The following is a 24,819-nucleotide window of genomic DNA, read 5'->3' as shown; positions in this document are numbered from 1 at the left end:
ACGGCAGATCGAGAGGGTTGCGAATGAACGACGCGGCGAACGAGCGGAATGAAGCGGGCCTCAGCGCCCCGACGGGTGCGGAGGAGGCGCTCCGCGCGATCCCGAAACCCAGCGGGGAGGCGCCGCGAGCGCTCGTGCTCGGCGCGACCGGGTATCTGGGCGGACGGCTCGTGCCGCGCCTGCTGAACGCCGGCTACCGCGTGCGCACGCTTTCTCGATCGGCCGAGCGCATTCGTGCGTACCCCTGGTCCGAGGAAATCGAAATCGAGGTGGGCGATGCCGCCGATGGCGAGGCCGTTGCTCGGGCAATGGTGGGCGTTGACGTCGTGTTCTACCTGGTGCACTCGATGTCGAGCGGCCCGAAGTTCGCCGCGAAGGATCGTGAGATCGCTGAGACGGTAGCCACCAGCGCGCGCGAGGCCGGTGTGTCGCGCATCGTATATCTCGGCGGGTTGCACCCGGAGGGTGTGAAGCTCTCGCCGCACCTCGAGTCGCGCGCGGAGGTTGGGCGAATCCTGCTCGATTCGGGCGTTCCGACACTCGAATTGCAAGCGGGAGTGGTGATCGGATCGGGATCCGCCTCGTCTGAGATGGTGCGCCACCTGACCGAGGTGCTGCCCTACATGCCGGCGCCGAAGTGGGTACGCAACTTTATTCAGCCGATCGCGGTGCGCGACGTGCTGCACTATCTGCTCGCGGCTGCGCGGGCCGCGCCCGAGATTAGCCGCGCGCTCGATATTGGCGGGCCCGACGTGCTGCGCTACGGCCAGATGATGAACGGCTACGCCGTGGAGGCGGGGCTGCCGCAGCGGGGTATCGCATCGCTGCCGGTGTTGACGCCGAAGCTCGCTTCGCACTGGGTCGGGCTCGTCACGCCCGTGCCGACCTCGATTGCCCGGCCGCTCGTCGAGTCGCTGCAGCATCGCTGCGTGATGCGGAATCACGACGTCGACGAGATCTTGCCGCAGCCCGCGGACGGGCTGACGTCGTATCGCGAGGCCGTGCGACTCGCGCTGGGGCGCATCGAGGTCGACGCGATCGAGACGAGTTGGGTTGATGCGCGCGTTGCCGCTCCGAGCGAGCCGTTGCCGAGCGACCCCGAGTGGGCGGGGCGCACGGTGTTCACGGATGCGCGCGAGCGGGAATCGGCCGCCACTCCCGACGCGGTGTGGGCAGTGATTACGCAGATCGGTGGCGAGACCGGGTGGTACTCCTCGCCGCGGCTGTGGGCGCTGCGCGGCTGGTACGACCGCTTGACCGGCGGTGTCGGCCTGCAGCGGGGACGCCGCTCGAAGACTCAGCTCGTCGTCGGCGACGCGGTCGATGTGTGGCGGGTCGAGGCCGTCGAGCCGGGGCGTTGCCTGCGACTGCGGGCTGAGATGCGGGTGCCGGGGCTCGCGTGGCTCGAACTCGGCGTCGAACCGGTCGGTCACGGATCGATCTATCGGCAGCGCGCTGTGTTCTTCCCGCGTGGCCTCGCCGGGCGACTGTACTGGCTGTCGATGCTGCCGTTCCACGGCCTCATCTTCAGTGGAATGGTCGCGCGCATCGTGAGCCTGGCCGAGGGCGAGCGGGCGAAGCACGGGTCGCGATAACGGAGTGTCGCCCAGAACATAACAAGCACAAGATCTGTGTAATATGGCGTTGTTCATTTGATCGAAGAGAGGGACCGCGCTTGCAGAACATCATTCTGAACGAGTCGGAGCACCTCTACGCAGCTGGTCCCGCGAGTGATACCGGTCGCGCACTCTCCGCCGCACTGCTGCGGTTGCGCAGAGCAGAACACCAGCAGGAAGCAAGGTCGCTCGGCATATCCGGGCTCTCCGACCTCGATCTGCGCGCGCTGCGCTATCTCGTGCAGGCGTCGCGCGACGGGCGCAACATCGGGCCGAAGGATCTGATCGGCATGCTGGGTACGTCGAGTGCCAACGTGACCAACGTCGTCGAGCGGCTCGTGCAGCGCGGGCTGGTCACCCGCGACGAACACCCCACGGACCGGCGGGCGCACTATTTGCGGCCCACTGATCTGGCGGTCGCCGAGGTGGATGCGATCTTCCTGCGTCATCACGAGGCGCTCGTATCGGAGATAGACGCGCTTGATCAGACGGAGGCGGCCGTGGCGGCGCGGGTGTTGGAGCGGCTCACCAACGCCCTCAACGCGCTGGACTAGGGGTCCGCGAGAAACTAGCAGCTCGCCGTCTCGAACCCAAGGCCCTGGCAACGGGCACCCGCGCTGCGGCACGCTCGTGTCATGGCGGGTGAGCAATTTTCGACGGGTGGTGTTCCGACTGCGCCACGGCGCGCGCTGAACCGGACGCTGAATCTCGCGCTGAACGTCGCGCGGCCGATGCTCACGCGGTATCGCCTGCTGCTCGCCCTGAAAGCGGCGATCGGTGTCACCGCGGCCTGGCTCATCGGTCGCCTGCTACCGGGCGAACTCGAAACCTACGCCTACTACGCGCCCCTCGGCGCTCTGCTCGGCGTCGCGCCGACAATCGTGAGCTCGGTGCGCACCAGCATCGAACTCATCGCGGGCATCGTCATCGGGGTCGCGATCGGCTGGGCCCTCGTGGGGACCGGCACACCCTGGTACGTCCGCGCGCCGGTGGCGGCGGGCGTCGGTATGCTCATCGCGGGGGTGCGCACGCTCGGGGAGGGCCGCACCTATGTGCCCATCGCCGCGGTCTTCGTGGTGATCCTGGGGGCGGGGGATCCCGAATCGTATGTCGCGGGGTACGTCGCCCAATTCGGCATCGGCCTGCTTGTCGGCACGCTCGTCAATGTCGTCTTCATTCCGCCGCTCACTTACGGATACGCGAGATCGCGGGTCGCCGATCTCAAGTCGGACTTCGCCTCAGCGGCCGACGACCTCGCCGCGGTGCTGCTTGGAGAGTGGCCGCCGGATCGCGCCGACTGGCTCGACGATGCCCGTCGGAGGCAGCGCTCGGTCGACGAGGTCGAGGCGATGGTGGTCGAGGCCAAAGAGAGCGGGCGAGGTAACCCGCGCGCAATGTGGCGGAGTTACGACGCATCGGGCGACGACGCAGATATCGAGGCGCTGCGCTACGTCGGCCTGCGCCTCGCCGACATCTCAGACGCGCTCGGCGGAGCGATCTGGCATCAGCCCGTTGCGGTAACGATTCCGTCCGAGTCCATCGACGCGCTCGGTAGAGCGCTCGGCGATCTCGCGGAGTATATTCGCGCGTGGAACACGGGCGTCGACCTCGAGGACGCGCACGATCGCTACGCCGACGCGGTGCGCGAGGTGGGCGACGTGTTCGAGCGCGCGGCCACCGAATCTGGATTCGGCACCATCGTCTTCGCACTCCGCAGCATGCTGGGCCGCATCGAGGCCCGCACAACCCCCGAGGACTAGCGCGAGCGTCGGGCGGGGCGGGTGGTGAGCACGGCTCCGATGCTCGCCAGTGTGAGGGCTAGCGCCAGGGGGAGCGCGAGGGACCACGGCGGGGCGGCTTGGCCTGTGTTGGCGAGGTTCGTCTGGGGTGCGCTCGCAGAGACATTCGTCTCCGAGGGGTCCGGATCGCCAGGCTGCCCTGAATCTCCGGGATTGCCGGGCTGACCTGGCTCTCCGGGGTCACCGGGTGTACCGGGTTTGCTGGGCAGCGCGTCAACGACGAGCGAGTCGTCGGCGATATCCGCTCCGACCTGCACGTCATTGTTGTGTGCGACCGTAGCGCTAGCTGAGCCCGTGAAGGTCAGTGATCCGGGCTTGTCGCGCGCCGCCTGCGCCGCGTAGGAGTATGTGATGGTCGCGGTTTCTCCCGGCGCGAGACGCCCGCGCCACGTCAACTCGGAGCCATCGGTCGATGCTGAGCCGTGATCCGCCGCTGGTGACGACACCTCCCCGCGCGCTCCGGAGCCGACGAGCGTATCGGTGACCGTTGCGTCGAGCGCGGAGTTGCCGGAGTTGGTGAGCGTGAGGGTCGCGTTGCCGTCGGTCGCGCCCGGCTCGCGATCGAGTTCGGTCGTGGTGCGGTCCGCGATGAGGCCGGGCTGAAGCGGGGTCGCCGATGCGGTGCCGCCCGACGACGCGAGGAACGTGAGCGCTGACATCGCACCCGATTCGGTAGCCGAATCGTGCGCCTCGATGGAGGTCGATCCGATCTGTGTGCCGGCCCCGAAGACCGCGCGAGATCCGGCCGGCAGCTCCGGGTTGGGCGCGTCGAAGAGGGCGGGTCCAGCGTCGGCCACCTCGAAGGTCTGCTCGACGACATAGACCCCGGCTTTCGGGTGCGGAATACGCACACCGACGCCCGGTTCGCCGTTCACGAGGTCTGCGTTGTTGAGCGTGAAGTCGACATCGGGTGCGAGAGCCGCGTCTGTGGCTGTGTAGTCGGCGAGCACGTCGGGGCGCTGGGCGTGCGCGAACACGCGCGTGGTCCCGGGCACGAGGGCGAGGGTGCCGGGCCAGCCGGTGGCGGGAGAGACACCGATCCACTGGCCGCCCGCAGCGCCGAGGTCGGCCGGAACGAACGATCGGGCGACGAAGCGCAGGGCTGGGTCTGCTTCGGTGGCGGTGCCGGTGCCGGTGGCTGTGCCGGTTCCCGCGCTCGGTAGCCAGGTGCCCGTCGTATTTTGCTCACTCAGGGCGGTTGCGGGATACGCGAGCGAGAGCGGGAACACCGTTTCACCGACAGTCGCTTCGCCCGTTATCTCGCCACCAGATTCGGCGAACCGGTCTGAGCTGACGAAGATGCCGAGTTGCGCTTCGAGGTTCACGACCGACGCGGCGGAGTCGGAGAACGTGATGGTGATCCGGCGCCCGTCAGCGGACACAGCGTAGTGGGCGAGGTCGGTCCCGGCGTCGTCGGTGAGAGAGCCGGGCGCCGCAGCAGCTGTAAGCCCCTCCGATAGTTCGACGACGGCAGTCTCTCCGGCGGAGACGCCGGGGCTCGCGAGGTCTATGCGCAGTGCGGCAGTCGGGAATCGCGCCGACGGCCAAGTCGGTTCACCTGGAAAGTGCGGTAGCAAAGTCACCGAGGCGACGGGGGAGTCGGCGCTCGCGGGCTCCGTGACCGTCGCGGCCGCGCGGTCGGGCAGAGAAATCGGCGCTGCGATGGCGATCGCAGCGACAGCAGCAACCCCCACGAGCAAGCGAACAAGACGAGACGGTGCGGCGCGCATGCGGTCCTTCCAAAAAACGAAGGGTCGCGAATTCGCCCCCCGCATCTACCCTAAGCGCCCACACGCCCTGCCCACCCACCCACACCCCACCCACCCCACCCGACGCCCCCGTCGAAGAGACGCATATGGTCGTTAACCGGTCCCTACAGGACCATTTGCGTGCGCTCGACAGGGGCGCCGGGGGCGGAGCGAGGCGCGGGCGGGGCGTGGGGGTTATGGGGTCGCCGCTATGCGGACCGAGGCGAGCTGCTCGGCGCGCGTCGGCGCAATGTGCACGGTGACGAGCTCGTCGACCTCGGCGAACTTCGCGAATGCCTCAAGCTCCTCGCGCACGCGCGTCGGGCCGCCGATCGCGGAGTATTGCATCATGCCGCGAATCTCGCGCCCGGCAGGGGTATCGATGAGCTGCGAGGCCTCGTCGACGGTGAGTTCCTGCTCGCGGCCGCGCGACAGAAAACGGCGTACCCGATCGACCTCGGCCCGCGCGAAGAGAGTCTCGGCTTCTGAATCAGAGTCGGCCGCGACGACGTTCACGCCGGCGCTCGCGTAGGGCTCAGGGTGCGCCTCGCTCGGCACGTAGTTGGTGCGGTAGTGCTGAATCGCCGACTTCAGCGACTGCGGCGCGAAGTGCGATGCGAACGAATACGGCAGACCGAATTGAGCAGCAAGGCTCGCGCCGAAGAGGCTCGAGCCGAGAATCGTCAGCGGCACGCGTGTGCCGCGGCCCGGGTAGGCGTTCACGGCCGTGCGTGGCAAATCGTCGGAGAGGTAGCGCTGCAACTCTGCCACGTCGTTCGGAAAGCTCTCGGCCGCCTCGTACGTGCGGCGCAGCGCGCGGAACGTCGCCCCGTCGGTGCCGGGTGCGCGTCCGAGACCAAGGTGAATGCGGCCGGGGTGCAGCTCGGCGAGCGTGCCAAACTGTTCGGCGATCACGAGCGGGGAGTGGTTCGGCAGCATCACGCCGCCCGCGCCGAGGCCGATCGTTTCGGTCTGCGAGGCGATGTGGGCGATGAGTACCGACGTCGCGCTAGAGGCGATCGAGGGCATGTTGTGGTGCTCGGCGTACCAGATGCGGGTGTACCCGCTCGTCTCGGCGAGTCGAGCGATATCGACGGAGTGCCGGAACGCATCGGCGATAGTGCCGTCCGCTTCGATGGTGGCCAGATCCAGGATCGAAAGCGGGGTTGCAGTCATGGTGAGTGCAACCCCGCTTTCGTGCGTACTATTCCGGGTCGATGATCGACAGCAGCAGGTGCCCGTTCGAGACGGTCTGCCCAACGGGCGCGTCGACACCGGCGACCACGCCTGAGCGGTGCGCGTAGAGCGACTGCTCCATCTTCATGGCCTCGAGCACGAGCAGCAGATCGCCCTCGACGACCTCCTGCCCCTCTTCGATCGCAACCTTCACGACGGTGGCCTGCATGGGGGCGGCGACGCCGTCGCCGGCTGACGCTGCGATGCCCGCGCCCTTGGCGCGGCGCGGCGCGGGGCCACGCGTCACCGCTTGATCGACGAGCGGCAGCAGCGTTGCGGGCATGGTGACCTCGACGCGGCGACCCTCGACCTCAACGGTCACCGTGCGACGCTTCGCGTCTTGCCCGATGGGCGGCACCTCGCCCTCCCAGGGCTCGATGTCGTTGCTGAATTCGCTCTCGATCCAGAGCGTGTACACGCCGAACGTGCCGTTCGGGGCAGTGAATGCGGGATCCCGAACGATCTTGCGGTGAAACGGCAGCACGGTGGGCAGACCCTGAATCTCGAACTCGTCGAGGGCGCGACGTGAGCGCTCGAGCGCCTCTTCGCGGGTTGCGCCCGTCACAATGAGCTTGCCGAGCATCGAATCGAACGCACCCGAGACGACGTCACCCGAGGCGACGCCGGTGTCGATGCGCACGCCGGGGCCGGAGGCGGGCTTAAAGAGAGAGACGGGCCCGGGGGCTGGCAGGAAGCCGTTGCCCGGATCCTCACCGTTCAGACGGAACTCGAAGGAGTGCCCGCGCGGTTCAGGGTCGCTGTAGTCGATCGTGCCGCCCTCGGCGATGCGGAACTGCTCGCGCACGAGGTCGATGCCAGTGACCTCTTCGGAGACGGGGTGCTCAACCTGCAGTCGGGTGTTGACCTCGAGGAACGAGACGGTGCCGTCCTTCGCGACGAGGAACTCGCAGGTGCCAGCGCCGACGTAGCCGACCTCGCGGAGGATCGCCTTCGACGACGCATACAGCTTTTCGTTCTGCTCGGCGGTCAAGAAGGGAGCGGGTGCCTCCTCGACGAGCTTCTGGTGACGACGCTGCAGCGAGCAGTCGCGCGTCGAGACGACCACGACATTGCCGTGCTGGTCAGCGAGGCACTGGGTCTCAACGTGGCGGGGCTTCTCCAGGTACTTCTCGACGAAGCACTCGCCGCGACCGAACGCGGCGACCGCCTCGCGAGTGGCCGACTCGAACAGCTCTGCGACCTCGTCGCGCTCGTAGGCGACCTTGAGCCCGCGGCCGCCGCCGCCGAACGCCGCCTTGATCGCGATCGGCAGGCCGACCTGATCTACGAATTCGAGCACCTCGTCGGCGTTCTTCACCGGGTCACTCGTGCCGGCGGCGAGCGGAGCGCCCACCTTTTCGGCGACGTGCCGAGCCGAGACCTTGTCGCCCAGGCGTTCGATCGCGTCGGGGCCAGGCCCGATCCAGGTCATGCCGGCGTCGATGACGGCGCGGGCGAAGTCTGCATTCTCTGCCAGGAAGCCATAGCCCGGGTGCACGGCGTCTGCGCCTGAGCGGCGAGCGATCGCGAGGATCTTCTCGATGACGAGGTAGGTGTCGCCGCTCGTCGTGCCATTGAGGGCGTACGCCTCATCGGCGAGCTGGGAGTGGAGCGCATCGCGATCTTGGTCGGCGTAGATGGCGACCGAGGCGATGCCGCTGTCTGCTGCAGCTCGGATGATACGGACTGCGATCTCACCGCGGTTGGCGATGAGCACTTTACGAATACGCGACATGGGGTACAGCCTATTCGAGGCCAGGGGTCAACCCTTGGATATATCGCACAAACCTTTCCGCGAATCGTTACCGCTCTCCACAGCCTCGCCCGCCGCCCATAAGCTGGCTCGCATGGAACAGGTGCAGACACTCGCGGAGCGGCAACAGCGCGTGATGCGTCGGGGCGGTGCGTGGTACATCGCCGGGGCTGCAGTGATGGTGGGGTGGCTCTGCGCCTGGTTGCTCGCGATGCCTCGGCTTGGGTCAGCAGCGAGCACCGCCGCGCTGCCCTTCCACATGATCGCGGCCGTCATCATGCTCGCGTGCTACGTGGTCGGGCTCGTGATGTTGATTCAGGATCAGGGGGCCATGACTCGCCGGCTCACCGAGGCCCTGTCAGCGCCCGTGCCGGCGGTCACACCGGTGCCTGCGAAGCTCGTGCGCGCGCTGCCTGCATCGCGCGGCGGTCGCGCGCAACAGTTGCTCTATGCCGCGCACAGGGGTGATGCAGGACGCCAGAACTCGGGGCGTGCCACCGAGGCCGGCATTGCGCGGGATGCCGTCACGCCGGTTGCCGTCGCGCTGCCGGCCGGGGCGACGCCGCCGCCGGTGGGCAGCGGCGCGTGGCTCGCAATCGATCCCGAGCGGCCCGACATCGCGAGCTTTGCCACGCTCACGGACCCGGCTCAGCACGACACTGCACTGCAGGATCCGGCGCTCGCTTCGCTCACCCGCGTGCAGAGCGGTCTGGCAGTGCCCGCCCGCGCGTACCTCACAGTCGCGCTGACGGGTGGTGCGGTGCTGGCAGTGTCGTTCGTCGTGTTCAGTCTCGTATTGTTGATTCCTTCTGCATAGGCGTTCAATCGGGTGTGCTGGGCGGCACATGGCGCTAGCCTGAACGGTGCGGCCGCCGTGGGGCGACCGATCGCAGACCCGATGGAGGATCTCATGGCCAGCACGAACGAACTCAACGACCTGCTTCGCCAGGTTCCCACCGCAGAACTCGCCGCGAAGTTCGGCGTCGACGAGGCGACGATCGATGAGGCGGTGCGCCAGGCATTGCCCGGGCTCGTTGGGGGCCTCGCCGTGAACGCGAGCGACCAGCAGGGCGCAGCCAAGCTCGAGTCCGCGCTGCAAAAGCACAAGCCAGCGGCTGGCAAGATCTCACTCGATGCCATCGATCCAGAAGACGGCGACAAGATTGTCAAGCACGTACTCGGCGACAAGAAAGATGACGTCGCCGTGGCGCTGGGTTCAAACTCGGGTAACTCGGTGATCGCCGACTTGATCCCGAAACTGCTCCCGCTGCTCGCCCCGCTCATCATGCAGTTCTTGGCAGGCAAGTTGGCCGGCAACCAGACCACGTCGACCGTTGCGACGAACGACGGCGGCGGCCTCGGTGGCGTGCTCGGCGACCTGCTTGGCGGCTTGCTCGGGGGAGGCGCCTCGTCGACGGGTTCGGCCGGATCCGCGGGTTCCGCGAGTTCCGCGCAGTCCTCGGCTGGCGGCCTCGGCGATCTGCTGGGCGGTCTGCTCGGCGGTGGCGCGAGCTCTGGCGGCTCGGCGCAGTCGGCTGGTGGCGGCCTCGGTGATCTGCTCGGCGGCCTGTTCGGTGGCAAGAAGTAGTACCAGGCAGATACCGCCCGATCCCCGCGCATCACCGCGCTCGCTACACTGGCAGCGTGGTGAATCCAGAGATCCAAGGACGGGTGTACCCGTCGACAGCCCCGTACCTCGTCGGCCGTGAGAAGGTGCGCGAATTCGCTCGTGCAGTGCTCAGCGAGTCGCCGCTGCATCATGATCCCGAGGCTGCGCGAGCCGCCGGGTACGCCGATGTTGTGGCGCCGCCGACCTTCGCGGTTGTCGTGCAGGAGGCGACGCTCGCGCAGTTGCTCGCGGATGCAGACGCCGGGGTCGACTTCACCCGCGTCGTGCACGGTGACCAGCGCTTCACGTACACACGGCCGATCGTGGCCGGTGACGAGCTCACCGCGACGCTGACGATCGCGTCGGTGAAGCAGCTCGGTGGGCATTCAATGGTGACCGCGTCGAGCGACGTTGTTGATGCGAGCGGCGATCACGTCGTGACAGCGATCTCGACCCTGGTCGTTCGCGCAGCCGAGGAGGAGTCCGCATGACCACCCCAGATTTTTCAGCGCTGAGCGTCGGCGACGTGGTTGCTGAGCGGGAGATCGAGTTCACCCGCGATCGACTCGTGCGGTATGCGGGCGCCTCCGGAGACTTCAACCCCATTCATTACCGCGATGACGTCGCGGTGTCGGTCGGGCTTCCGGGTGTGCTCGCGCACGGCATGCTCACCATGGGGGTTGCGGGTTCCGTGGCTACCGACTGGCTCGGCACCGCAGGCAGCGTGCGCGACTTTCAGTCTCGTTTCACCCGGCCGGTGCCGGTTGACGCGGCCGACGGTGCGCGCATCACGGTGACAGCCACCGTCGGCGTGCTCGACACCGATGCCCGAACCGCGCGCATTGACCTCAAGGTCGTCTTCGACGGCGCGACCGTGCTGGGCAAGGCGCAACTCGTGGCGGCGTTCGCGTGATTCTGCCTGAGATCGGCCCCGAGCCCGCGGGCGACGGCACCCCGTTCTCGCAGCTCACGACGATGCGCGTCGGCGGGCCCGCCGAGCGGGTGCTCGTTGCTCACGCCGTCGACGAACTTGTTGCATACGCGCAGGGGCTGTGGGATACGGGTGAGCCCTGGATGTTGCTCGGCGGTGGCTCCAACACCGTCATGAGCGACGAGGGATTCCCGGGCACCGTGCTGCTCGTGCGCACCACGGGCATCGCGCCCGTGGACGACGACGCACTGCCCGCGGGCAAGATCCGGCTGCGCGTTCAGGCTGGGCACGACTGGGATCATCTCGTCGCCGCCTGTGTCGACAACGGCTGGTCGGGTATTGAGGCGCTCTCTGGCATCCCCGGGCTCGCGGGGGCCGCTCCCGTGCAGAACATTGGTGCCTACGGTCAAGAACTCTCAGACGTGCTCCACTCGATCGAGTTTCTCGATCGCGAGCGCGGGCACGCGCGCCGTATTCCGGCCGATTCGCTCGGCCTCGGCTACCGTGATTCCGCGATCAAGCAGGGGCTTGAGGGTGTCGTGCTGTCAATCGACATCGTGCTCAGCATCGGCGAGGCCGCCGATGAATCCGTTCAGCAGCCATCGCCAGGTCGCCACGCTCACGCGGCGCCGGAGGTGCTCTCACCGCCCATCGCTTACTCCCAGTTGGCGGGGGCGCTCGGCGTCGATCTCGGCGCACGCGTGCCGATCCGCGACGTCCGCGACTCGGTGCTGCGGCTCCGCGCGTCCAAGGGCATGGTGCTCGACGCCGATGATCACGACAGCTGGAGCTCCGGCTCGTTCTTCACGAATCCGCTGGTGACCGAGCGCTTCGCGCGTTCGTTGCCGAACGATGCGCCGCAGTTTCCGCAACCGGTGCCCGAGCCCGAAGACGAGATCACGACGCTCGAGGAGCTGGAGGCCGGTTACCCGCTGCGCGTACCGCAACCGCCAGCGGAGCGCATGGTGAAGCTATCGGCTGCGTGGCTCATCGATCAGGCCGGTGTGCGGCGCGGCTTCCGGCTGCCGGGCTCCGGTGCCGCGATCTCGTCGAAGCACACCCTCGCGATCACGAACCGTGGCAGCGCGACCGCCGACGATGTGGCCGAGCTGGCGCGCTTTGTCGTGCAGCGCGTGCAGCAGGAATTCGGCGTGATCCTCGCCCCCGAACCCAATCTGTACGGGCTCGAACTGTAATCTGCGCCATGCGTATTCAGGTCGTGGGTCGGGGCCGCATGGGCGGCGCGATCGATCACGCGCTGCGCGCGGCCGGTGCCGACTTGCTGCCGCTCGCAGGCCGAGGGGCGACGGGCAAGGGCGCCGAACTGGTGTTACTCGCGGTGCCAGACGCTGCGATCGTTGAAGCTGCGGCCGGCATTGCGCCTGGGCGGATCGTCGGGCACCTCTCCGGCGCGACGACGCTCGCTCCACTCGCCCCGCACGAGGCCTGCAGCATGCATCCGCTGCTGTCGGCAACGGGGCCTGGCACGGTATTCGCGGGCTCCTGGGCCGCGGTCGACGGCACGACGGAGCGAGCACGAGACGCCGCGAATGACGTCGTGACGACGCTCGGCATGCGGGCGTTTCGTGTGCGGGACGAGGATCGCGCGGCCTACCACGCCTCGGCGTCGATCGCCGCGAACTTTCTCGTGGTGCTTGAAGCCACCGCCGAGCGGCTTGCGGCAACCGCCGGCGTGCCGCGCGAGGCACTCGCGCCACTCGCAGCGGGCGCGCTCGCAAACTGGGAGCGGCTCGGCGCCGAGCGAGCGCTGACCGGCCCAGTGGCGCGCGGCGATGCCGACACCATCGCTCGCCAGCGTGCCGCCGTAGCCGAGCGCGACCCGCGCGGCCTCGCCCTGTACGATGCGATGGTGGCGGCCAGCCGGACGCTGCTCACAGACGGGGCTGCACAGCCGAAAGGTCAGGCATGAAGATCGTTCGCACGGTGCAAGAACTCCGCGAGAACGTGCGCGCAGCGCGCGCGGGCGGCGCCGAACACGTTGGCCTCGTTCCCACGATGGGCGCGCTGCACGAGGGGCACATCTCGCTCGTGGCTGCCGCCCGTCGGCGCAGCGGTCTGACCGTGATGTCGATTTTCGTGAACCCAACGCAGTTCACCGAGGCTTCTGATCTCGACGCCTATCCGCGGCAGGAGGCCGCCGATGCTGCGCTCGCTGAGGCGGCGGGCGTCGATATCGTCTTTGCCCCCGAAGCGTCAGAGCTGTATCCGGAGGGGTTCGCTACAACCGTGCACGTCGGCGGCCCGTTGACGCAGACCCTCGAGGCCGCGGGGCGCGGCCCGGCCCACTTCGACGGCGTCGCCACCGTCGTCTCGAAACTACTGCTCGCCGTCGGCGCTGACGCAGCGTACTTCGGGCAGAAGGACGCTCAGCAGTTGCTGGTCGTGCGACGAATGGTTGCCGACCTGGGGATTCCGGCCGAGATCGTTGCCTGCCCGACGGTGCGCGATGCGGATGGCCTCGCGAAGTCGAGCCGCAACGTGCGTCTGAGGGATGATGAGCGAGCGCGGGCGCTCGCGATCCCGCGTTCGCTTGAGGCCGTCGAAGCTGCCCTGGCGCTGGGGGAGACCCGCAGCGAGGCCCTTCACGCGCGGGCGGCCACGGTTCTCGCTGCCGCCGGTATCGAACCCGAGTACCTGGCATTCGTCGATGCGAGCTCGCTCGCTCCGGTGACCGAGGTCGCATCGCCCGTGCTCTGCGCGATCGCGGCGCGGGTGGGCACGGTGCGCCTCATCGATAACACGCTGTTGACACTGCCACGCGCTGGCGGGGAGAACTGAAGAGCCAAGGAGAACCGACATGACGCAGGTAACGATTCCGATGCTCGCGGAGAAGCGAGCGAACGGCGAGCCCATCGTGATGGTCACGGCGTACGACTTTCCGGGTGCGCGCGCTGCCGAGCGGGCAGGCGTGGACATGGTGCTCGTGGGTGATTCGGCCGCGCAGGTGGTGCTCGGCTACGGTTCGACGGTGCCGGTAACGACCGACGAGATGCTCGTGCTGGCGCGCGCCGTGCGGCGTGGCACCGAGACGGCGTTTCTCGTGAGCGACGTGCCGTTCGGGTCGACCGAGATCTCCGACGAGCAGGCGGTCGCGACGTCGGTGCGCTTCGTGAAAGAGGCCGGCGCCGATGCGGTCAAGCTCGAGGGCGGATCGGAGCCGCGACTCAGCCGCATTCGTGCGATCGTCGCTGCGGGTATTCCTGTCGTGGCGCATCTCGGTCTCACGCCGCAGACGGCGGTCGCGCTCGGTGGATTGCGCGCTCAGGGGCGCACAGGCGAGACGGCGGCGCGACTCGTACGCGAGGCTCGCGGTGTGCAGGCGGCCGGTGCCTTCTGCCTCGTGGTCGAGGCGGTGCCCGCTGAGATCACCGCGCTCCTGCGTGAGGAACTCCACATTCCGATCATCGGCATCGGGGCTGGTGACGCCGACGGCCAGGTGCTCGTGGTGAACGATCTTCTCGGCATCACCGAGGGTCGTGCCGCGAAGTTCGTGAAGCGATACGCGACGATCGGCGACGACTCAGCTGCCGCTATCGCGGCATACGCCGACGAGGTTCGATCCCGCGCGTTCCCCGGCCCCGAGCACCGCTACGCCTCGACCGACGAGGCCCTCGCGGCGGCGCGGGCGGAACTCGCGAACTGACGCGTCTGCGCCGGGCCACGCACCCGGTCGAACACGAGGGTTCTCGGCGAAACTGAGGGGTTTCTGGCCGAAAAAACCCTCGCGGTCAGCGTAAACCCTCGCGCTCAGCGTAAACCCTCGCGGTCAGCCGGCGAAGCTGACCGCTGGCGCGGCCAGCGCTGCGACGCGGTCGAGCCCCGCGCGCAGGTCGCGCTTGAGATCCGCGACCGCTTCGAGGCCGATCGATAGGCGCAGCAGACCCGGGGTGATGCCGAGTCGGTCGTTGATCTCCTCGGAGAAGGTCGCGTGCGTCGAGGTCAGCGGGTGAATCACCATCGAGCGTGTGTCGCCGATACCGGTCATGCGCGAGAACACTCGAACGCCGTTGACGAACTCGCGCGCGCCATCGATGCCGCCGCGCACGGTGACGCCGAAGACAGAGCCGGTGCGGCCGCCGTAGTCGCGCACGGCAAGGTCGTGCAACGCGTTCGAGGGAAGCCCCGAGTAGTCGACCGACTCCACCTCGGGCTGGGCTTCGAGCCACTCCGCGATGGCCAGCGACGAGTCGACGTGACGCTCCATGCGCAGCGACAGCGTCTCCATACCCTGGTGCAGCAGGAAGCCGTTGAACGGCGACAGCGAGGGGCCAATGTCGTTCACGACAGCATCGCGCACGGCGCGGGCGTAAGCCCCGCTCCCAAACCGGTCGAGCATTGAGCCGAGCCCCGGCCGCGGAGTGCCGGTGATGAGCGGGTATGAGCGCCCGGCGCGTTCCGCCGCCTCCCAGTCGAAGCTGCCGCCGTCGACGATCGCGCCGCCAACAGCGGCCCCGTGGCCGGTGAGAAATTTGGTCGTCGAGTGCACGACGATGCTGCTGCCGTGTTCGAACGGTCGAATCAGGGCGGGAGTACCGATCGTGTTATCGACTACGACGGGGAGGTTGTAGCGCGCAGCGACCTCAGAAATGCGGCGCAGATCGGTGACGTCATTGCGCGGGTTGGGAATCGTCTCGGTGTAGATCGCCTTCGTGTTCGGGCGAATCGCACGCTCCCACTCGGCGTCATCGGCCGCGTCCCACACATAATCGAATTCGATGCCGAAGCGCTTGAAGCTGCGACCGAACAGGATGCGAGTGCCGCCGTAGACCGACGCCGTCGAGACGATGTGATCACCGTGCTGCGCCAGCGCGAACAGTGCGGACGAGATCGCAGCTTGCCCGCTCGATACTGCGACGGCCCCGCTGCCGCCCTCAAGCGACGCGAGCCGCTCCTCGGCGACCGAGTTCGTCGGATTGCCCTGCCGTGAATAGATCGGGTCAATCGATCGCCCCGCGAAACGGTCGACCTGATCGTCGAAGTCATCGAAGACGTACCCGGCCGACATCGCAATCGGCGGCACCCTGAGACCGGTGTTGAGATCGGGGTACTCACCGGCGTGCACCTGCCGGGTGTCGAACGAGAAGTCCGCCCAGTCGGTGACGGGCTGCGCGGCGTCGAGGTGCTGATCACTCATCTGGTGGCCTCCATTTCAGGGCGGGGCAGGATCGAAGCGATGCGTCGCACCGCTTCTCGAACGGTCTCTGGAGCGCACGCGAGGTTGAGACGAGCATGGCCGGATCCGCCAGCGCCAAAGCACGCACCGTCGTTCAGGGCGACGCGGGCATCGTGCAGGATCCGGCTGTACGGGTCGCTGCCGAGACCCGCGGCCCGAAAATCAAGCCAAACGAGGTAGCCGGCATCGGAGCGTGCGAGACGAACCCCGGGGAGATGCGCAGCGACGAGCTCTGCAAGCAGCACCGCGTTCGCCTCGATCTGCGCTGTGGCGCGGTCGAGCCAGCCACGCGCGCGTGCGAACGCTGCGACATTAGCGTGGAGACCGAGAATGCTGACGCGCGTGAGGGTTTCCGGTGGCAGACGGCGCAGCACCTCGTTGGCGCGAGCGTCGGCAGCGATGAGGACAGCGCACTTCGCACCCGCGATGTTCCACCCCTTGCTCGCTGAGAGGGTCGAAACCGCGACCGCACCCGCCGCCGCAGCGAGCGGGGCGAAGGGCGTGAAAGTCGCGCCTGAAAACGTGAGCGGCGCGTGGATCTCATCGGACACGACGAACACGTCGTACGCCGCGGCGAGCCGCGCAAGTTCGGCGAGATCGGCAGCCGTGTGCACGAGGCCGTGGGGGTTGTGCGGGTTGCAGAGCACGAACGCGTCGACGCCGTCTGCGCTGGCGAACTCGCGCTCGATGGCGGCAAGATCAAGTCGCACTGGGGCAGCGAAGGGCTCGGCGGTGCTGTGGTCTGCGGTGCTGTTTTCCCGATAATCCACCACGAGCGGAACCTCGATGGTCTCGAACGGCACTTCTTCGAGCATTTCGAAGAAGCCGGGATACGTCGGTGTCGGAATAACGAGCCGACCACCGCGCGGACGCCCGACGCGCAGCGCCTCAACAACTGCGGTGGCTACGTCGGTCGCGAGATGGATGTGCGCGGGCGGCACCTGCCACCCCCAGCGGTCCTTCGCGAAGTCCGCGAAGGCGGGTGCAAGTTCGCCCGCGTCGAGTACGTAACCGAGGTCTGAAGCCGCGACGCGGTCGACAATCGCCTCGCGAATCTCGGGAGCGACGGCGAAGTCCATCTCCGCGACGAATAGCGGGAGAACATCTTCTGGAAAGCGATTCCACTTGATGCTCGACCGCTGGGCCTGGAGTGTGCCGGTGTCGAGCTCGGTGAACGGGATGCCCGACGGATCAACCGGTGTCGGTTGAGGAGAACAGTCGGCGTCGCTCATGCCCCCATCGTCTCGCGGGGCGGCTCATGGCGCGAACCGCGAGGTAACGGGCCGTCATCTACCCGCTCCAGCGTGAGCGACCGAGTGAGCGTCTAGTCGTGGTAGCGAATGTTGCCTTCGGGAGTGACACGAGCACTCTTGTCACGGAGCAGCAGCTCCTTCAACTCCTCCGGAGTCTTGCCAACGCGCTTCGCGACCACATCGATCTTGTCACCGAGCGCGTCAATCGCTTCTTGTCCACTCATTGCCTTGGGCAGCACCTTGTTCGACGGCAGCGTGCCAACGCTGGCGCCGGAATCAGAGTTCTTCCCGTCCGCAGCGTCGCCCGAGGAACCGGAATCGCTGGATTCGGTGGTCGAGGGAGAACTGGAATCTGAGTCGGCTGCTGCGTCGCTGCTTGCGGAGGCGTCGTCGCTCGAGTCCGTGCCGGAAGAGACTGGCGCGCACGCCACCGTCGTGACGGCAATTGCGGCCATGCCGGTCGCTGCGAGGGTCGCCATCAGTGCGCGGCGGAGTGGGTGAGTGAGTTCGGCCATAGTGTTCGCCCCTTTACGATCTTGCGAAGATGCATCACTTCGGTCTGGTGAGACTCATGGTACGGATGCAACGTGTGAAAACGACGATGGGGCAGGATCCGCTCGTGCGAATCCTGCCCCATCCGATTCATTCCCGGTGAGGAGTGGATCGAGGTTAGCCGATCATCCGCAGCTTGCGCTGGCGGATTGCGACGGCCGCGATGACTCCGCCCGACAGCAGCAGCGCGAGGGTGATGAACCCGAGCGTTGCAGCGAAATCGAACTCGGTACCGGTCGACGCGAGGTTCGTGTTGCCCTCAACTGCTGCGCCGCCTGCACCGGTGGTGCCCTCTGCGCCTGCACCGGCGCCGGTGGTGCCGGTGCCTTCGGTGCCGGTCGTGCCACCCGCGCCAGCGTTGCCGCCGGTGCCTGCCGAAGCCTCAGCCACGACGGTGAAGGCGACGGCCTCGGAAGCGTCGGAGGTGACGCCGTTGAGCGACTCAACCGCGGTGACCGTGTACTCGCCGGGAGCGAGCGCCAGTTCGAGCGGCAGCGTCCAGTTGCCGTCTGCGTCAACGGTTGCCGTAGCAGCGCTTTCCACGCCGCCCGCGTCAACGATCGTCAGTGCAACCTCGGCGCCAGCGATGCCGGTGCCTGCGAATGTCGGGCTGACCGAGGTCAGATCGCCGTCGGCGGGGGTGGTGATGACCGGTGCAGCGACAGGAGCTACAACGGTGACCGAATCGGTTGCCTCGACCGGGATACCGATAACGCTCTCGGCGGCAACGATCTTCGTCTTGCCTGCGACTGCAGCCTTGACGGTCGCGGTCCATGCACCAGCGGCGTTCGCCGTCGTGTTGACGTCGGTGCCATTGGCGGTCAGGGTGACATCGGCGTTGAGCTCAGCGGTACCGCTAACGGTGACGTCTGCACCGCCGGCAGCGATCGTGGCACCCTCAGCGGGCGTCTCGATGACGATCGGAGCGGGGTCGAAGGCCGGAGCCAGGCCGGTCAGCGTGTAGTTGCCGAGGCTGCCGTAATCGCTGTAGCCGTTCGCCTCAGCAGCGGTGGCAGAGGCGGGATCGCCCTGGCCCACACCGTCGACCGTGAGGTAGTACACGCCGGCTTCAACGTTTGCCGAGACCGATGAGCCGAGGCCAGCGGCTACGGACTCACTGACGCGAGTCGTCGCGGGAGCATCCTCAGCCACGACCGTGCCCTCGGCATCGGTCAGCGTGAGCTTCGAGTCGAGGTTCGGTCCGATCTCCGCAACGTCAACCGTTGCCGAGACGGCGCCGCCGAGCGTCGTGAACTTGAAGACATCAACGTCGTTGGTGCCGCCGATGACGCCCTCCTCCGAGATGGTGTCCTGTGAGTCGTCACGTGCGGTCGCGTTCGCCGCGTCGTCGCCGTGATCGTCCGCGGCGAAGTCAGCGCGGTCGGTGTACTCGAACGCGGGGGTGAGAGCCTCGCCAGCGGGGTTGCAGCCGCCGCCCGCGCCGAGTGCGTAAATCACGTCGCCCGGGTTCGGGTTCTGAGCGTCGACGCCCGCGGGGATGCACGCCTGATCCTCGGTGTACGGATCGCCGTTCGCGTAGGTCCAACCGACAAACATCGACTCGCTCGCGCCGCGATCGGTCATGACCGCGAGGTCGTTCTCCTGGTTGTTGGCTGTTGCGTATTCGCCGTTCGACCACTGAGTCAGCGGGGAGTAGTACGGTGCGCCCATGATCGGGCCCCACAGGCCACCCTCGGGCTGGTAGTACTCTTCATCTCCGAAGCCATCGTGCGACAGGCCGAGGTTGTGTCCGACCTCGTGCGACGCCGCAACGACCACGGACTGTGCGGTCGCGTTCGCGGGGTCTCCGCCGCCAACACCCTCGGTGAACACGAATGCCGGTGACAGCGACGGTGAGCCGAGCCCACCGAGGAACGCGATGCCGCCCGAGCCCTCGCCGAAGTCGGGGAGGGTGTCGGTGATGACGACGTGCGAGCCGTACGTGTTATCGCCGGCCGAGGTCTTGTAGAGCGCGTCTGCACCGGGGTTCGTCGTGGTGACGTTCACGTTGAAGGGTGCGTAGTCCTCTGCGACGCCCGCCCACACAGCGTTCTGATCCACGGTGGCAGCGGGAGCCATGTCGTAGCTCGGCTGGCCGGGGAGACCCTCGGAAGGAACGTTCCACGACGTGCCCTCCACGACCTCGCCGTCGAAGTCCAGGTAAATCGTTACCGGAGCGCCGGGGCGTGAACCGCCGACTGCGTCGCCGGGAATAGCGACGGCGTCGCCTGCCTTACGTGCAGCGGGAAGCTGCTCGGGAGCGCTCGGGGCTGCGGGATCGACGATCGCGATGTGACCGCTCTGAGCGATCACGATCTCGCCGGCCTGCAGCTTGGACTCGATCTCGGCTACGGGCACCTCATTGCGGGCGGCCGCGGCCTGAACGGCGTCTCCGGTCGGGCTGGCAACGGTGAGATCCGATACCTGATTGTCTTGCTGAGTGGTCGGCTCCGTCGGGCTGGCATCTTCCGCCATCGCCGGTGCGGCGATGAAGAGACTGCCGAGCCCGAGGGCCGCTGCTGCGCCGAGCGCGAGCGGACGACGTTTCGTCACGTGTTCCCCTTGGTGTGTGAGTTCAATTGAGCACCGGTCGCTGGAACATCGCGACGTAATGGCAGCGAGCACCTATGCATACTTCCCCACACGGGTACTCCGTCAGAACATCCAGGACCGTCGCTCACGCTAACCTGGAAATTGGCTTGACGCAAGGGAAAGACCCAGCATGCGAAGCCGTTTTTCGCATGAAATCCCCGATTCGGGGCCTATTTGAAAAATTTGCACTGACTCTCCTTTTCGACACCGAATTGTGATGTTCAAGGGCGCGCATTGCGCGTGTCCCCGTGAAATGAGCCTGTCGCGGCGGGCCGCCGATGGTTACGCTGAGCAGTCAGAGACGTACTCAATAGTTGGATTCACTGTGCTGGGGGCCTCATGGACACCGTGCTATTCATCACGCAATTGCTCGTCGTGCTCGGCTGCATCGTTATGGGAACCCGCTCAAGCGGCGTCGGCCTGGGGCTCTGGGGCGGAACAGGCGTAGCGATCCTGGTCTTTGTGTTCCGGCTGTCGCCCGGAAATCCGCCGGTTGACGCCCTGCTCATCGTGCTCGTTGTGGTGCTGGCGTCGTCGATGATGCAATCGGCGGGCGGCATTGATTGGATGGTGTCGATCGCGGCGAAGCTCATCTCGAAGAGCCCGAAGCAGATCACCCTCGTCGCCCCGCTCGTCGCCTTCCTGTTCTCGGTGGGCGCGGGTACGTCGAACATTCTGTATCCGCTGCTCCCGGTGATTCAGGATCTCGCGTATCGCAATGGCATTCGCCCCTCCCGCCCGCTGTCGCTATCAGTGGTGGCGACGGGCGTCGCGCTCGCTTGCAGTCCGGTCTCGGCGGCGATGGCGGCGATGGTGACGCTGACCGACACCGCGCCGTGGAACTTCGAGCTCATCGACATTTTGAAGGTCACCATCCCCGCGGCAGTCGTTGGCATTGTGCTGTCGAGCATTGTGGTGAACCGACTCGGCAAGGACATCGCCGACGACGAGGCGATCCAGGCGAAGATCGCGGCGGGCGAGATTGCGGCACCGCAGTCCGACGCGCACGCGGTGAAGGCGCAGGTCACGGTGACATCTGCCGGTCGTAACGCGGCCATCATCTTCCTGCTCGGAGTCGCAGCCATTGTCTTCTTTGGTCTCTTCAAGGGGCTGAGGCCGCTCACCGCGGATGGCGATCCGGTGACGATGACGCCCATTATCGAGATCGTGATGTTTGTCGCTGGCACGTTGATCCTGCTCGTGTCGCGTCCCAAGGTTTCCGAGATACCGACGATGACCGTATTCAAAGCAGGCATGGTGTCGGCGATCGCGCTCTTCGGTCTTGCGTGGCTCACCGACACATTCCTCGGCGCGCACACCACCCTCATTGCGGAGGGCGTGGGTGGGCTCGTCACCGCGGTGCCGTGGATCTTCGCGCTCGGCGTCTTCCTGGTCTGTGTGCTCACCACGAGCCAGTCGACGGCCACGAGAACGATCGTGCCGATCGGGCTTGCTGCAGGCATTCCGCTTGGTCTGCTGACCGGCATGTGGGCGGGTGCCTTCGCTGGCATATATCTGCTGCCGACAAATGGCTCTCAAATCGCGGCCGCAAACTTCGACACCACCGGCAGTACGAAACTCGGTACGAAGCTCGTGGATCACTCGTTCTTCGTGCCAACGCTGGTACTGGCGGCAACGACGATCGCCGCGGGCGCTGCCTTCGGGGCGATCTGGGGCGGTTAACCGGTTCGGGCGTTAATGCCCGTCGCGGAACGCATCCCACGCGCGCTTGCAGGCGTACGCAAGAATGTCGACGCGTTCACGATCTTCGGTGACCCACTCGGTTCCGGGTTCGTGCAGCTCGGCGACCGCCTCAGGCCCCAACAGGTACTCCCGCAGAAACTCGGCCTGGACGGCGCCGAGCGTGAGGCCTGCGGCGGCGGCCTCGCTCGCGACCGAGCGGAAGCGTGCACCCGCCGCCCGGATCTCCTGGCTGCCGAGGTAGGGCTGGTTCAGTCGGACGGCGTCAGGATCGGAGACCTCGAACTCGACGCGATGGGCCTCGGCGAGTCGCCGCAGTGACGCCGGATCCATCGTGGGCGCGTCGGCCGGGTCCGCGTCGCCGCGAGCCTCGCCCTGTGCGTCGCCGCGGTTCGAGAGCGCGACGACCGCCGGCAGACGATCCTGCTCAGCGCGTTCGACATTCACGGCTCCGTCGCGGGTGGTCGTCGTGTTCATAGTGTCGTGGAAGGAGAGCCGAGTGAACCTGCCGCCCTGGGCGAGTCCCTTCGTGAGGAAGAGTTCGGTGAGCTCGTCGCGAGTCGCCTCGTACACGTCGAGCCCCTGCTCTGCGGTCGCCGCGAAGGTGTCGACGAGCCGCTGCATGCCCTCTGGCGTCTCAGGCACCTCGAGAATGGGAAAGAAGGAAAACGTCACGGGCCGAATTGCGTCGACGCCGGTGAGATCGACCCGCTGCCAAGTGCCGGCGGCGCGCACGCGCTCGATGGCCTGTTGCAGGTCGGCGCGCACGTCGAGCGGCTTCGCGCGATTCGGATCGCGCACGAGCCGCGGGTGCGGGTTGATCACCGCGACGATGCGGGGATCGATCTCGGCCCATCTCCGCACGACGGACGCCGTGGAGACATCGGTGAAGTCGTACTGCAAGCGGCGAGTAAGTTCGGGAGAGAGGAACTCGGCTAGTTCCTCGGGAATCTCGGCTCCCGAGTGCGGTGTGGTCACAAGCACGTCGGCCTCGGCGATAGCCTTCGCGAGGTCACGCATGTCAGGGTCGGCGTAGTGGATGAGCTCGTCGGGCGTAAATACCGTGCCGGCGGGAATCAAATCGAGATCGTGCGCGCTCATGGCACCAGCGTACTGCTGGCGCGCCCCGCAGCGACTATTCCCGGCCGCGATTGCGGCGGCGCGTTCGACGTGACGGTTTGCCACCGAGATAGGAGGCAGCCGAGTCGACAACGAATCCCTGTCGCAGTGCCTCGCGGCCGATGAGCATGCGGAACACCATCTCTTCGCGATCGGTCAGGGTGACCTCCGCCTCAATGGTGCGGCCAGCAAGAGACACACGCATGAGCACGACCGGACGCAATTGCGCATGACCGGAAGAGCTGCGCACGGTGCGGCGATCGTGTACGGGGAGCTCGACCTCGACGGCATCATCGTCGGTGACCTGCCACGGCTGCACGAGGAAGCGCACCCACGGCGCGCCCGACCGCTCAAACTCAGTGATCTCTGTGGCGTGCAGCGCCGACGTCTGGGCTCCCGTGTCGATCTTCGCTTTGATCCACGGCACACCGATGCCATTCAGCTTCACCCATTCACGCCACCCCGTCTGAGTGCTTGAATGGTCAGGTACGCTCACGCATCTATCTTGGCAGGAAATCACGATGAAACTCGCGATTCTTTCGCGCGCCCCGCAGGCGTATTCCACGCAGCGACTGCAGACCGCCGCTCGCGAGCGCGGCCACACCGTGCGCGTGCTCAACACGCTGCGGTTCGCGATCGACCTGGCAGGCGAAGAACCCGATTTGCTCTATCGCGGCAAGCAGCTCAGCGACTATGACGCGATCCTGCCCCGCATCGGCAGCTCGATCAGTTACTTCGGCACCGCCGTCGTGCGCCAGTTCGAGCAAATGGACGTGTACACGCCGAACACGTCGAACGGCATCGCGAACGCGCGCGACAAGCTGCGCGCGAATCAGATTCTGTCGCGCCACAACATCGAGATGCCGGCAACGGCATTCGTGCGGAACCGCGCCGATGTGCGCCCAGCCATCGAGAGCGTCGGTGGCGCTCCTGTCGTTATCAAGCTGCTCGAGGGCACTCAGGGCATCGGCGTCATTCTGGCGCCGCAGGTGAAGGTCGCCGAGGCGATCATTGAGACGCTGCACTCGACGCGTCAGAACGTGCTCATTCAGCGCTTCGTCTCGGAGAGCCGCGGGCGCGACGTGCGAGCCCTCGTGATCGGCGACCGGGTCGTAGCGGCGATGCGACGCACGGCGGCCGGCGACGAGTTCCGCTCGAACGTGCACCGGGGCGGCACGGTCGAGGCCGTGCAGCTCGATCCGGTGTACGAGCAGACCGCAGTGCGCGCGGCCCAGATCATGGGGCTCCGCGTGGCCGGCGTCGACATGCTCGAGGGTGACGAGGGGCCGCTCGTGATGGAGGTCAACTCATCGCCGGGGCTGCAGGGCATCGAGAGCGCCACCGGGCTCGACATCGCCGGCGCGATCATCGACTTCATCGCGAACCAGGTCAACTTCCCCGAGATCGACGTGCGCCAGCGGCTCAGCGTGTCTACCGCTTACGGAGTAGCCGAACTCACTATGCACGGATCGGAATATGTCGGCAAAACGCTCGGCGAGCTGGGCCTGTGGGATCGCGACGTCACCGTATTGACGCTGCACCGAGGCGTGCAGGTGATCTCGAACCCGCGCAAGAACATCGTGCTCGAGGCTGAAGATCGGCTGCTCTGCTTCGGCAAACTCGAAGAAATGCGGTCGATGATTCCGGAGCGGCGCAGGCGTCGCGCGCGCGTGCGCAAGCTTTCAAAGGCGGCTCAGGAGCTCGCTGACGGGTAGC

22 protein-coding genes are annotated in these 24,819 nt (G+C 67.0%); 13 read left to right on the top strand and 9 right to left on the bottom strand.

All coding sequences use genetic code 11. The features are described from left to right. The first annotated feature begins 23 nt into the window (after positions 1-23). The 3 genes from ACFWHR_RS14260 (at position 24) to ACFWHR_RS14250 (ending at position 3,376) form a co-directional block, all read left to right on the top strand. The gene (locus ACFWHR_RS14260) at positions 24-1,595 is read left to right on the top strand and encodes an SDR family oxidoreductase (protein ID WP_382448978.1); all 1,572 of its coding nucleotides are present in this window, start codon (positions 24-26) and stop codon (positions 1,593-1,595) included. Positions 1,596-1,675: 80 nt separating this feature from the next. Beyond that, on the top strand, positions 1,676-2,170 hold the full coding sequence (locus tag ACFWHR_RS14255; protein ID WP_382448977.1) for a MarR family winged helix-turn-helix transcriptional regulator: 495 nt from the start codon (positions 1,676-1,678) through the stop codon (positions 2,168-2,170). 81 nt (positions 2,171-2,251) lie between these two features. After that, positions 2,252-3,376, top strand: coding sequence for an aromatic acid exporter family protein (locus ACFWHR_RS14250; protein WP_382448976.1), 1,125 nt, complete (start codon positions 2,252-2,254; stop codon positions 3,374-3,376). Here ACFWHR_RS14250 and ACFWHR_RS14245 read toward each other — a convergent pair. The 3 genes from ACFWHR_RS14245 to ACFWHR_RS14235 all read right to left on the bottom strand — a co-directional run bounded on the left by ACFWHR_RS14245 (position 3,373) and on the right by ACFWHR_RS14235 (position 8,134). Further along, positions 3,373-5,145, bottom strand: coding sequence for a collagen-like protein (locus ACFWHR_RS14245; protein WP_382448975.1), 1,773 nt, complete (start codon positions 5,143-5,145; stop codon positions 3,373-3,375). The two genes, ACFWHR_RS14250 and ACFWHR_RS14245, sit on opposite strands and share 4 nt — an antisense overlap. 213 nt (positions 5,146-5,358) lie before the next feature. Continuing rightward, positions 5,359-6,339, bottom strand: coding sequence for an LLM class flavin-dependent oxidoreductase (locus ACFWHR_RS14240; RefSeq protein ID WP_382448974.1), 981 nt, complete (start codon positions 6,337-6,339; stop codon positions 5,359-5,361). A gap of 28 nt (positions 6,340-6,367) precedes the next feature. Then, positions 6,368-8,134: an acetyl/propionyl/methylcrotonyl-CoA carboxylase subunit alpha gene (locus ACFWHR_RS14235; RefSeq protein ID WP_382448973.1), complete on the bottom strand. Its 1,767-nt coding sequence runs from the start codon at positions 8,132-8,134 to the stop codon at positions 6,368-6,370. 112 nt (positions 8,135-8,246) lie between these two features. Between ACFWHR_RS14235 and ACFWHR_RS14230 the strand changes: the two genes are divergently transcribed. The 8 genes from ACFWHR_RS14230 to panB all read left to right on the top strand — a co-directional run bounded on the left by ACFWHR_RS14230 (position 8,247) and on the right by panB (position 14,356). Next, the gene (locus ACFWHR_RS14230; protein ID WP_382448972.1) at positions 8,247-8,969 is read left to right on the top strand and encodes a hypothetical protein; all 723 of its coding nucleotides are present in this window, start codon (positions 8,247-8,249) and stop codon (positions 8,967-8,969) included. Between the two features lie 93 nt (positions 8,970-9,062). Then, positions 9,063-9,740 (top strand): DUF937 domain-containing protein, encoded by a 678-nt coding sequence (locus ACFWHR_RS14225; RefSeq protein ID WP_382448971.1) that lies wholly within the window; start codon positions 9,063-9,065, stop codon positions 9,738-9,740. A 56-nt stretch (positions 9,741-9,796) separates the two neighbouring features. Continuing rightward, positions 9,797-10,252 (top strand): MaoC family dehydratase N-terminal domain-containing protein, encoded by a 456-nt coding sequence (locus ACFWHR_RS14220; protein WP_382448970.1) that lies wholly within the window; start codon positions 9,797-9,799, stop codon positions 10,250-10,252. Further along, positions 10,249-10,674 carry a MaoC/PaaZ C-terminal domain-containing protein gene (locus ACFWHR_RS14215; protein ID WP_382448969.1) on the top strand — a complete coding sequence of 142 codons (426 nt, stop codon included), beginning with the start codon at positions 10,249-10,251 and terminating at the stop codon, positions 10,672-10,674. Before ACFWHR_RS14220 ends, ACFWHR_RS14215 begins: the two co-directional genes overlap by 4 nt. Beyond that, a complete protein-coding gene (locus ACFWHR_RS14210) occupies positions 10,674-11,888 on the top strand; it encodes a UDP-N-acetylmuramate dehydrogenase (RefSeq protein ID WP_382449187.1) in 1,215 nt (404 codons plus the stop codon). The genes ACFWHR_RS14215 and ACFWHR_RS14210 overlap by 1 nt, the downstream gene beginning before the upstream one ends. A gap of 8 nt (positions 11,889-11,896) precedes the next feature. Then, positions 11,897-12,622, top strand: a complete 726-nt coding sequence (locus tag ACFWHR_RS14205) for a DUF2520 domain-containing protein (RefSeq protein WP_382448968.1) — start codon at positions 11,897-11,899, stop codon at positions 12,620-12,622. Beyond that, positions 12,619-13,491 (top strand): pantoate--beta-alanine ligase, encoded by an 873-nt coding sequence (panC, locus tag ACFWHR_RS14200; RefSeq protein WP_382448967.1) that lies wholly within the window; start codon positions 12,619-12,621, stop codon positions 13,489-13,491. Before ACFWHR_RS14205 ends, panC begins: the two co-directional genes overlap by 4 nt. Positions 13,492-13,510: 19 nt before the next feature. Beyond that, positions 13,511-14,356 (top strand): 3-methyl-2-oxobutanoate hydroxymethyltransferase, encoded by an 846-nt coding sequence (gene panB / locus ACFWHR_RS14195; protein WP_382448966.1) that lies wholly within the window; start codon positions 13,511-13,513, stop codon positions 14,354-14,356. 123 nt (positions 14,357-14,479) lie between these two features. On the opposite strand, the gene ACFWHR_RS14190 is transcribed toward panB, so the two are convergent. From ACFWHR_RS14190 to ACFWHR_RS14175, 4 genes are all read right to left on the bottom strand, one after another. Beyond that, complete coding sequence (locus ACFWHR_RS14190; protein ID WP_382448965.1) at positions 14,480-15,847, bottom strand: O-acetylhomoserine aminocarboxypropyltransferase/cysteine synthase family protein; 1,368 nt, start codon at positions 15,845-15,847, stop codon at positions 14,480-14,482. Continuing rightward, positions 15,844-17,118, bottom strand: a complete 1,275-nt coding sequence (locus tag ACFWHR_RS14185) for a MalY/PatB family protein (protein WP_382448964.1) — start codon at positions 17,116-17,118, stop codon at positions 15,844-15,846. The genes ACFWHR_RS14190 and ACFWHR_RS14185 overlap by 4 nt, the downstream gene beginning before the upstream one ends. A 92-nt stretch (positions 17,119-17,210) precedes the next feature. Beyond that, a complete protein-coding gene (locus ACFWHR_RS14180; RefSeq protein ID WP_382448963.1) occupies positions 17,211-17,654 on the bottom strand; it encodes a hypothetical protein in 444 nt (147 codons plus the stop codon). 154 nt (positions 17,655-17,808) lie between these two features. Further along, on the bottom strand, positions 17,809-20,244 hold the full coding sequence (locus ACFWHR_RS14175; RefSeq protein WP_382448962.1) for an Ig-like domain-containing protein: 2,436 nt from the start codon (positions 20,242-20,244) through the stop codon (positions 17,809-17,811). Positions 20,245-20,622: 378 nt separating this feature from the next. Here ACFWHR_RS14175 and ACFWHR_RS14170 point away from each other — a divergent pair, with 378 nt between their 5' ends. Further along, positions 20,623-21,966 (top strand): anaerobic C4-dicarboxylate transporter, encoded by a 1,344-nt coding sequence (locus ACFWHR_RS14170; protein ID WP_382448961.1) that lies wholly within the window; start codon positions 20,623-20,625, stop codon positions 21,964-21,966. Between the two features lie 12 nt (positions 21,967-21,978). Here ACFWHR_RS14170 and ACFWHR_RS14165 read toward each other — a convergent pair whose 3' ends face one another. Then, on the bottom strand, positions 21,979-23,085 hold the full coding sequence (locus ACFWHR_RS14165; protein WP_382448960.1) for an N-formylglutamate amidohydrolase: 1,107 nt from the start codon (positions 23,083-23,085) through the stop codon (positions 21,979-21,981). Between the two features lie 34 nt (positions 23,086-23,119). After that, entirely contained in the window at positions 23,120-23,599 is a 480-nt protein-coding gene (locus ACFWHR_RS14160; protein WP_382448959.1) for an ATP-dependent zinc protease, read from the bottom strand. Between the two features lie 25 nt (positions 23,600-23,624). Here ACFWHR_RS14160 and ACFWHR_RS14155 point away from each other — a divergent pair, with 25 nt between their 5' ends. Next, positions 23,625-24,818 carry a RimK family alpha-L-glutamate ligase gene (locus ACFWHR_RS14155; protein WP_382448958.1) on the top strand — a complete coding sequence of 398 codons (1,194 nt, stop codon included), beginning with the start codon at positions 23,625-23,627 and terminating at the stop codon, positions 24,816-24,818. Position 24,819: the final 1 nt, after the last annotated feature.

Origin of the sequence: Leucobacter sp. NPDC058333 (genome assembly GCF_042726155.1) — a bacterium.
GTDB lineage: Bacteria > Actinomycetota > Actinomycetes > Actinomycetales > Microbacteriaceae > Leucobacter.
Note: the sequence above shows the minus strand (reverse complement) of the source record. Positions and strands in the feature narration are given on the sequence as shown.

Excerpts from the sequence above, each read along its gene's own strand:
- ACFWHR_RS14260 (WP_382448978.1), top strand. The coding sequence starts at position 24 with ATGAACGACGCGGCGAACGAGCGGAATGAAGCGGGCCTCAGCGCCCCG.
- ACFWHR_RS14250 (WP_382448976.1), top strand. The coding sequence starts at position 2,252 with ATGGCGGGTGAGCAATTTTCGACGGGTGGTGTTCCGACTGCGCCACGG.
- ACFWHR_RS14245 (WP_382448975.1), bottom strand. The coding sequence starts at position 5,145 with ATGCGCGCCGCACCGTCTCGTCTTGTTCGCTTGCTCGTGGGGGTTGCT.
- ACFWHR_RS14240 (WP_382448974.1), bottom strand. The coding sequence starts at position 6,339 with ATGACTGCAACCCCGCTTTCGATCCTGGATCTGGCCACCATCGAAGCG.
- ACFWHR_RS14235 (WP_382448973.1), bottom strand. The coding sequence starts at position 8,134 with ATGTCGCGTATTCGTAAAGTGCTCATCGCCAACCGCGGTGAGATCGCA.
- ACFWHR_RS14230 (WP_382448972.1), top strand. The coding sequence starts at position 8,247 with ATGGAACAGGTGCAGACACTCGCGGAGCGGCAACAGCGCGTGATGCGT.
- ACFWHR_RS14225 (WP_382448971.1), top strand. The coding sequence starts at position 9,063 with ATGGCCAGCACGAACGAACTCAACGACCTGCTTCGCCAGGTTCCCACC.
- ACFWHR_RS14215 (WP_382448969.1), top strand. The coding sequence starts at position 10,249 with ATGACCACCCCAGATTTTTCAGCGCTGAGCGTCGGCGACGTGGTTGCT.
- ACFWHR_RS14205 (WP_382448968.1), top strand. The coding sequence starts at position 11,897 with ATGCGTATTCAGGTCGTGGGTCGGGGCCGCATGGGCGGCGCGATCGAT.
- panC (WP_382448967.1), top strand. The coding sequence starts at position 12,619 with ATGAAGATCGTTCGCACGGTGCAAGAACTCCGCGAGAACGTGCGCGCA.
- panB (WP_382448966.1), top strand. The coding sequence starts at position 13,511 with ATGACGCAGGTAACGATTCCGATGCTCGCGGAGAAGCGAGCGAACGGC.
- ACFWHR_RS14190 (WP_382448965.1), bottom strand. The coding sequence starts at position 15,847 with ATGAGTGATCAGCACCTCGACGCCGCGCAGCCCGTCACCGACTGGGCG.
- ACFWHR_RS14185 (WP_382448964.1), bottom strand. The coding sequence starts at position 17,118 with ATGAGCGACGCCGACTGTTCTCCTCAACCGACACCGGTTGATCCGTCG.
- ACFWHR_RS14180 (WP_382448963.1), bottom strand. The coding sequence starts at position 17,654 with ATGGCCGAACTCACTCACCCACTCCGCCGCGCACTGATGGCGACCCTC.
- ACFWHR_RS14170 (WP_382448961.1), top strand. The coding sequence starts at position 20,623 with ATGGACACCGTGCTATTCATCACGCAATTGCTCGTCGTGCTCGGCTGC.
- ACFWHR_RS14165 (WP_382448960.1), bottom strand. The coding sequence starts at position 23,085 with ATGAGCGCGCACGATCTCGATTTGATTCCCGCCGGCACGGTATTTACG.
- ACFWHR_RS14155 (WP_382448958.1), top strand. The coding sequence starts at position 23,625 with ATGAAACTCGCGATTCTTTCGCGCGCCCCGCAGGCGTATTCCACGCAG.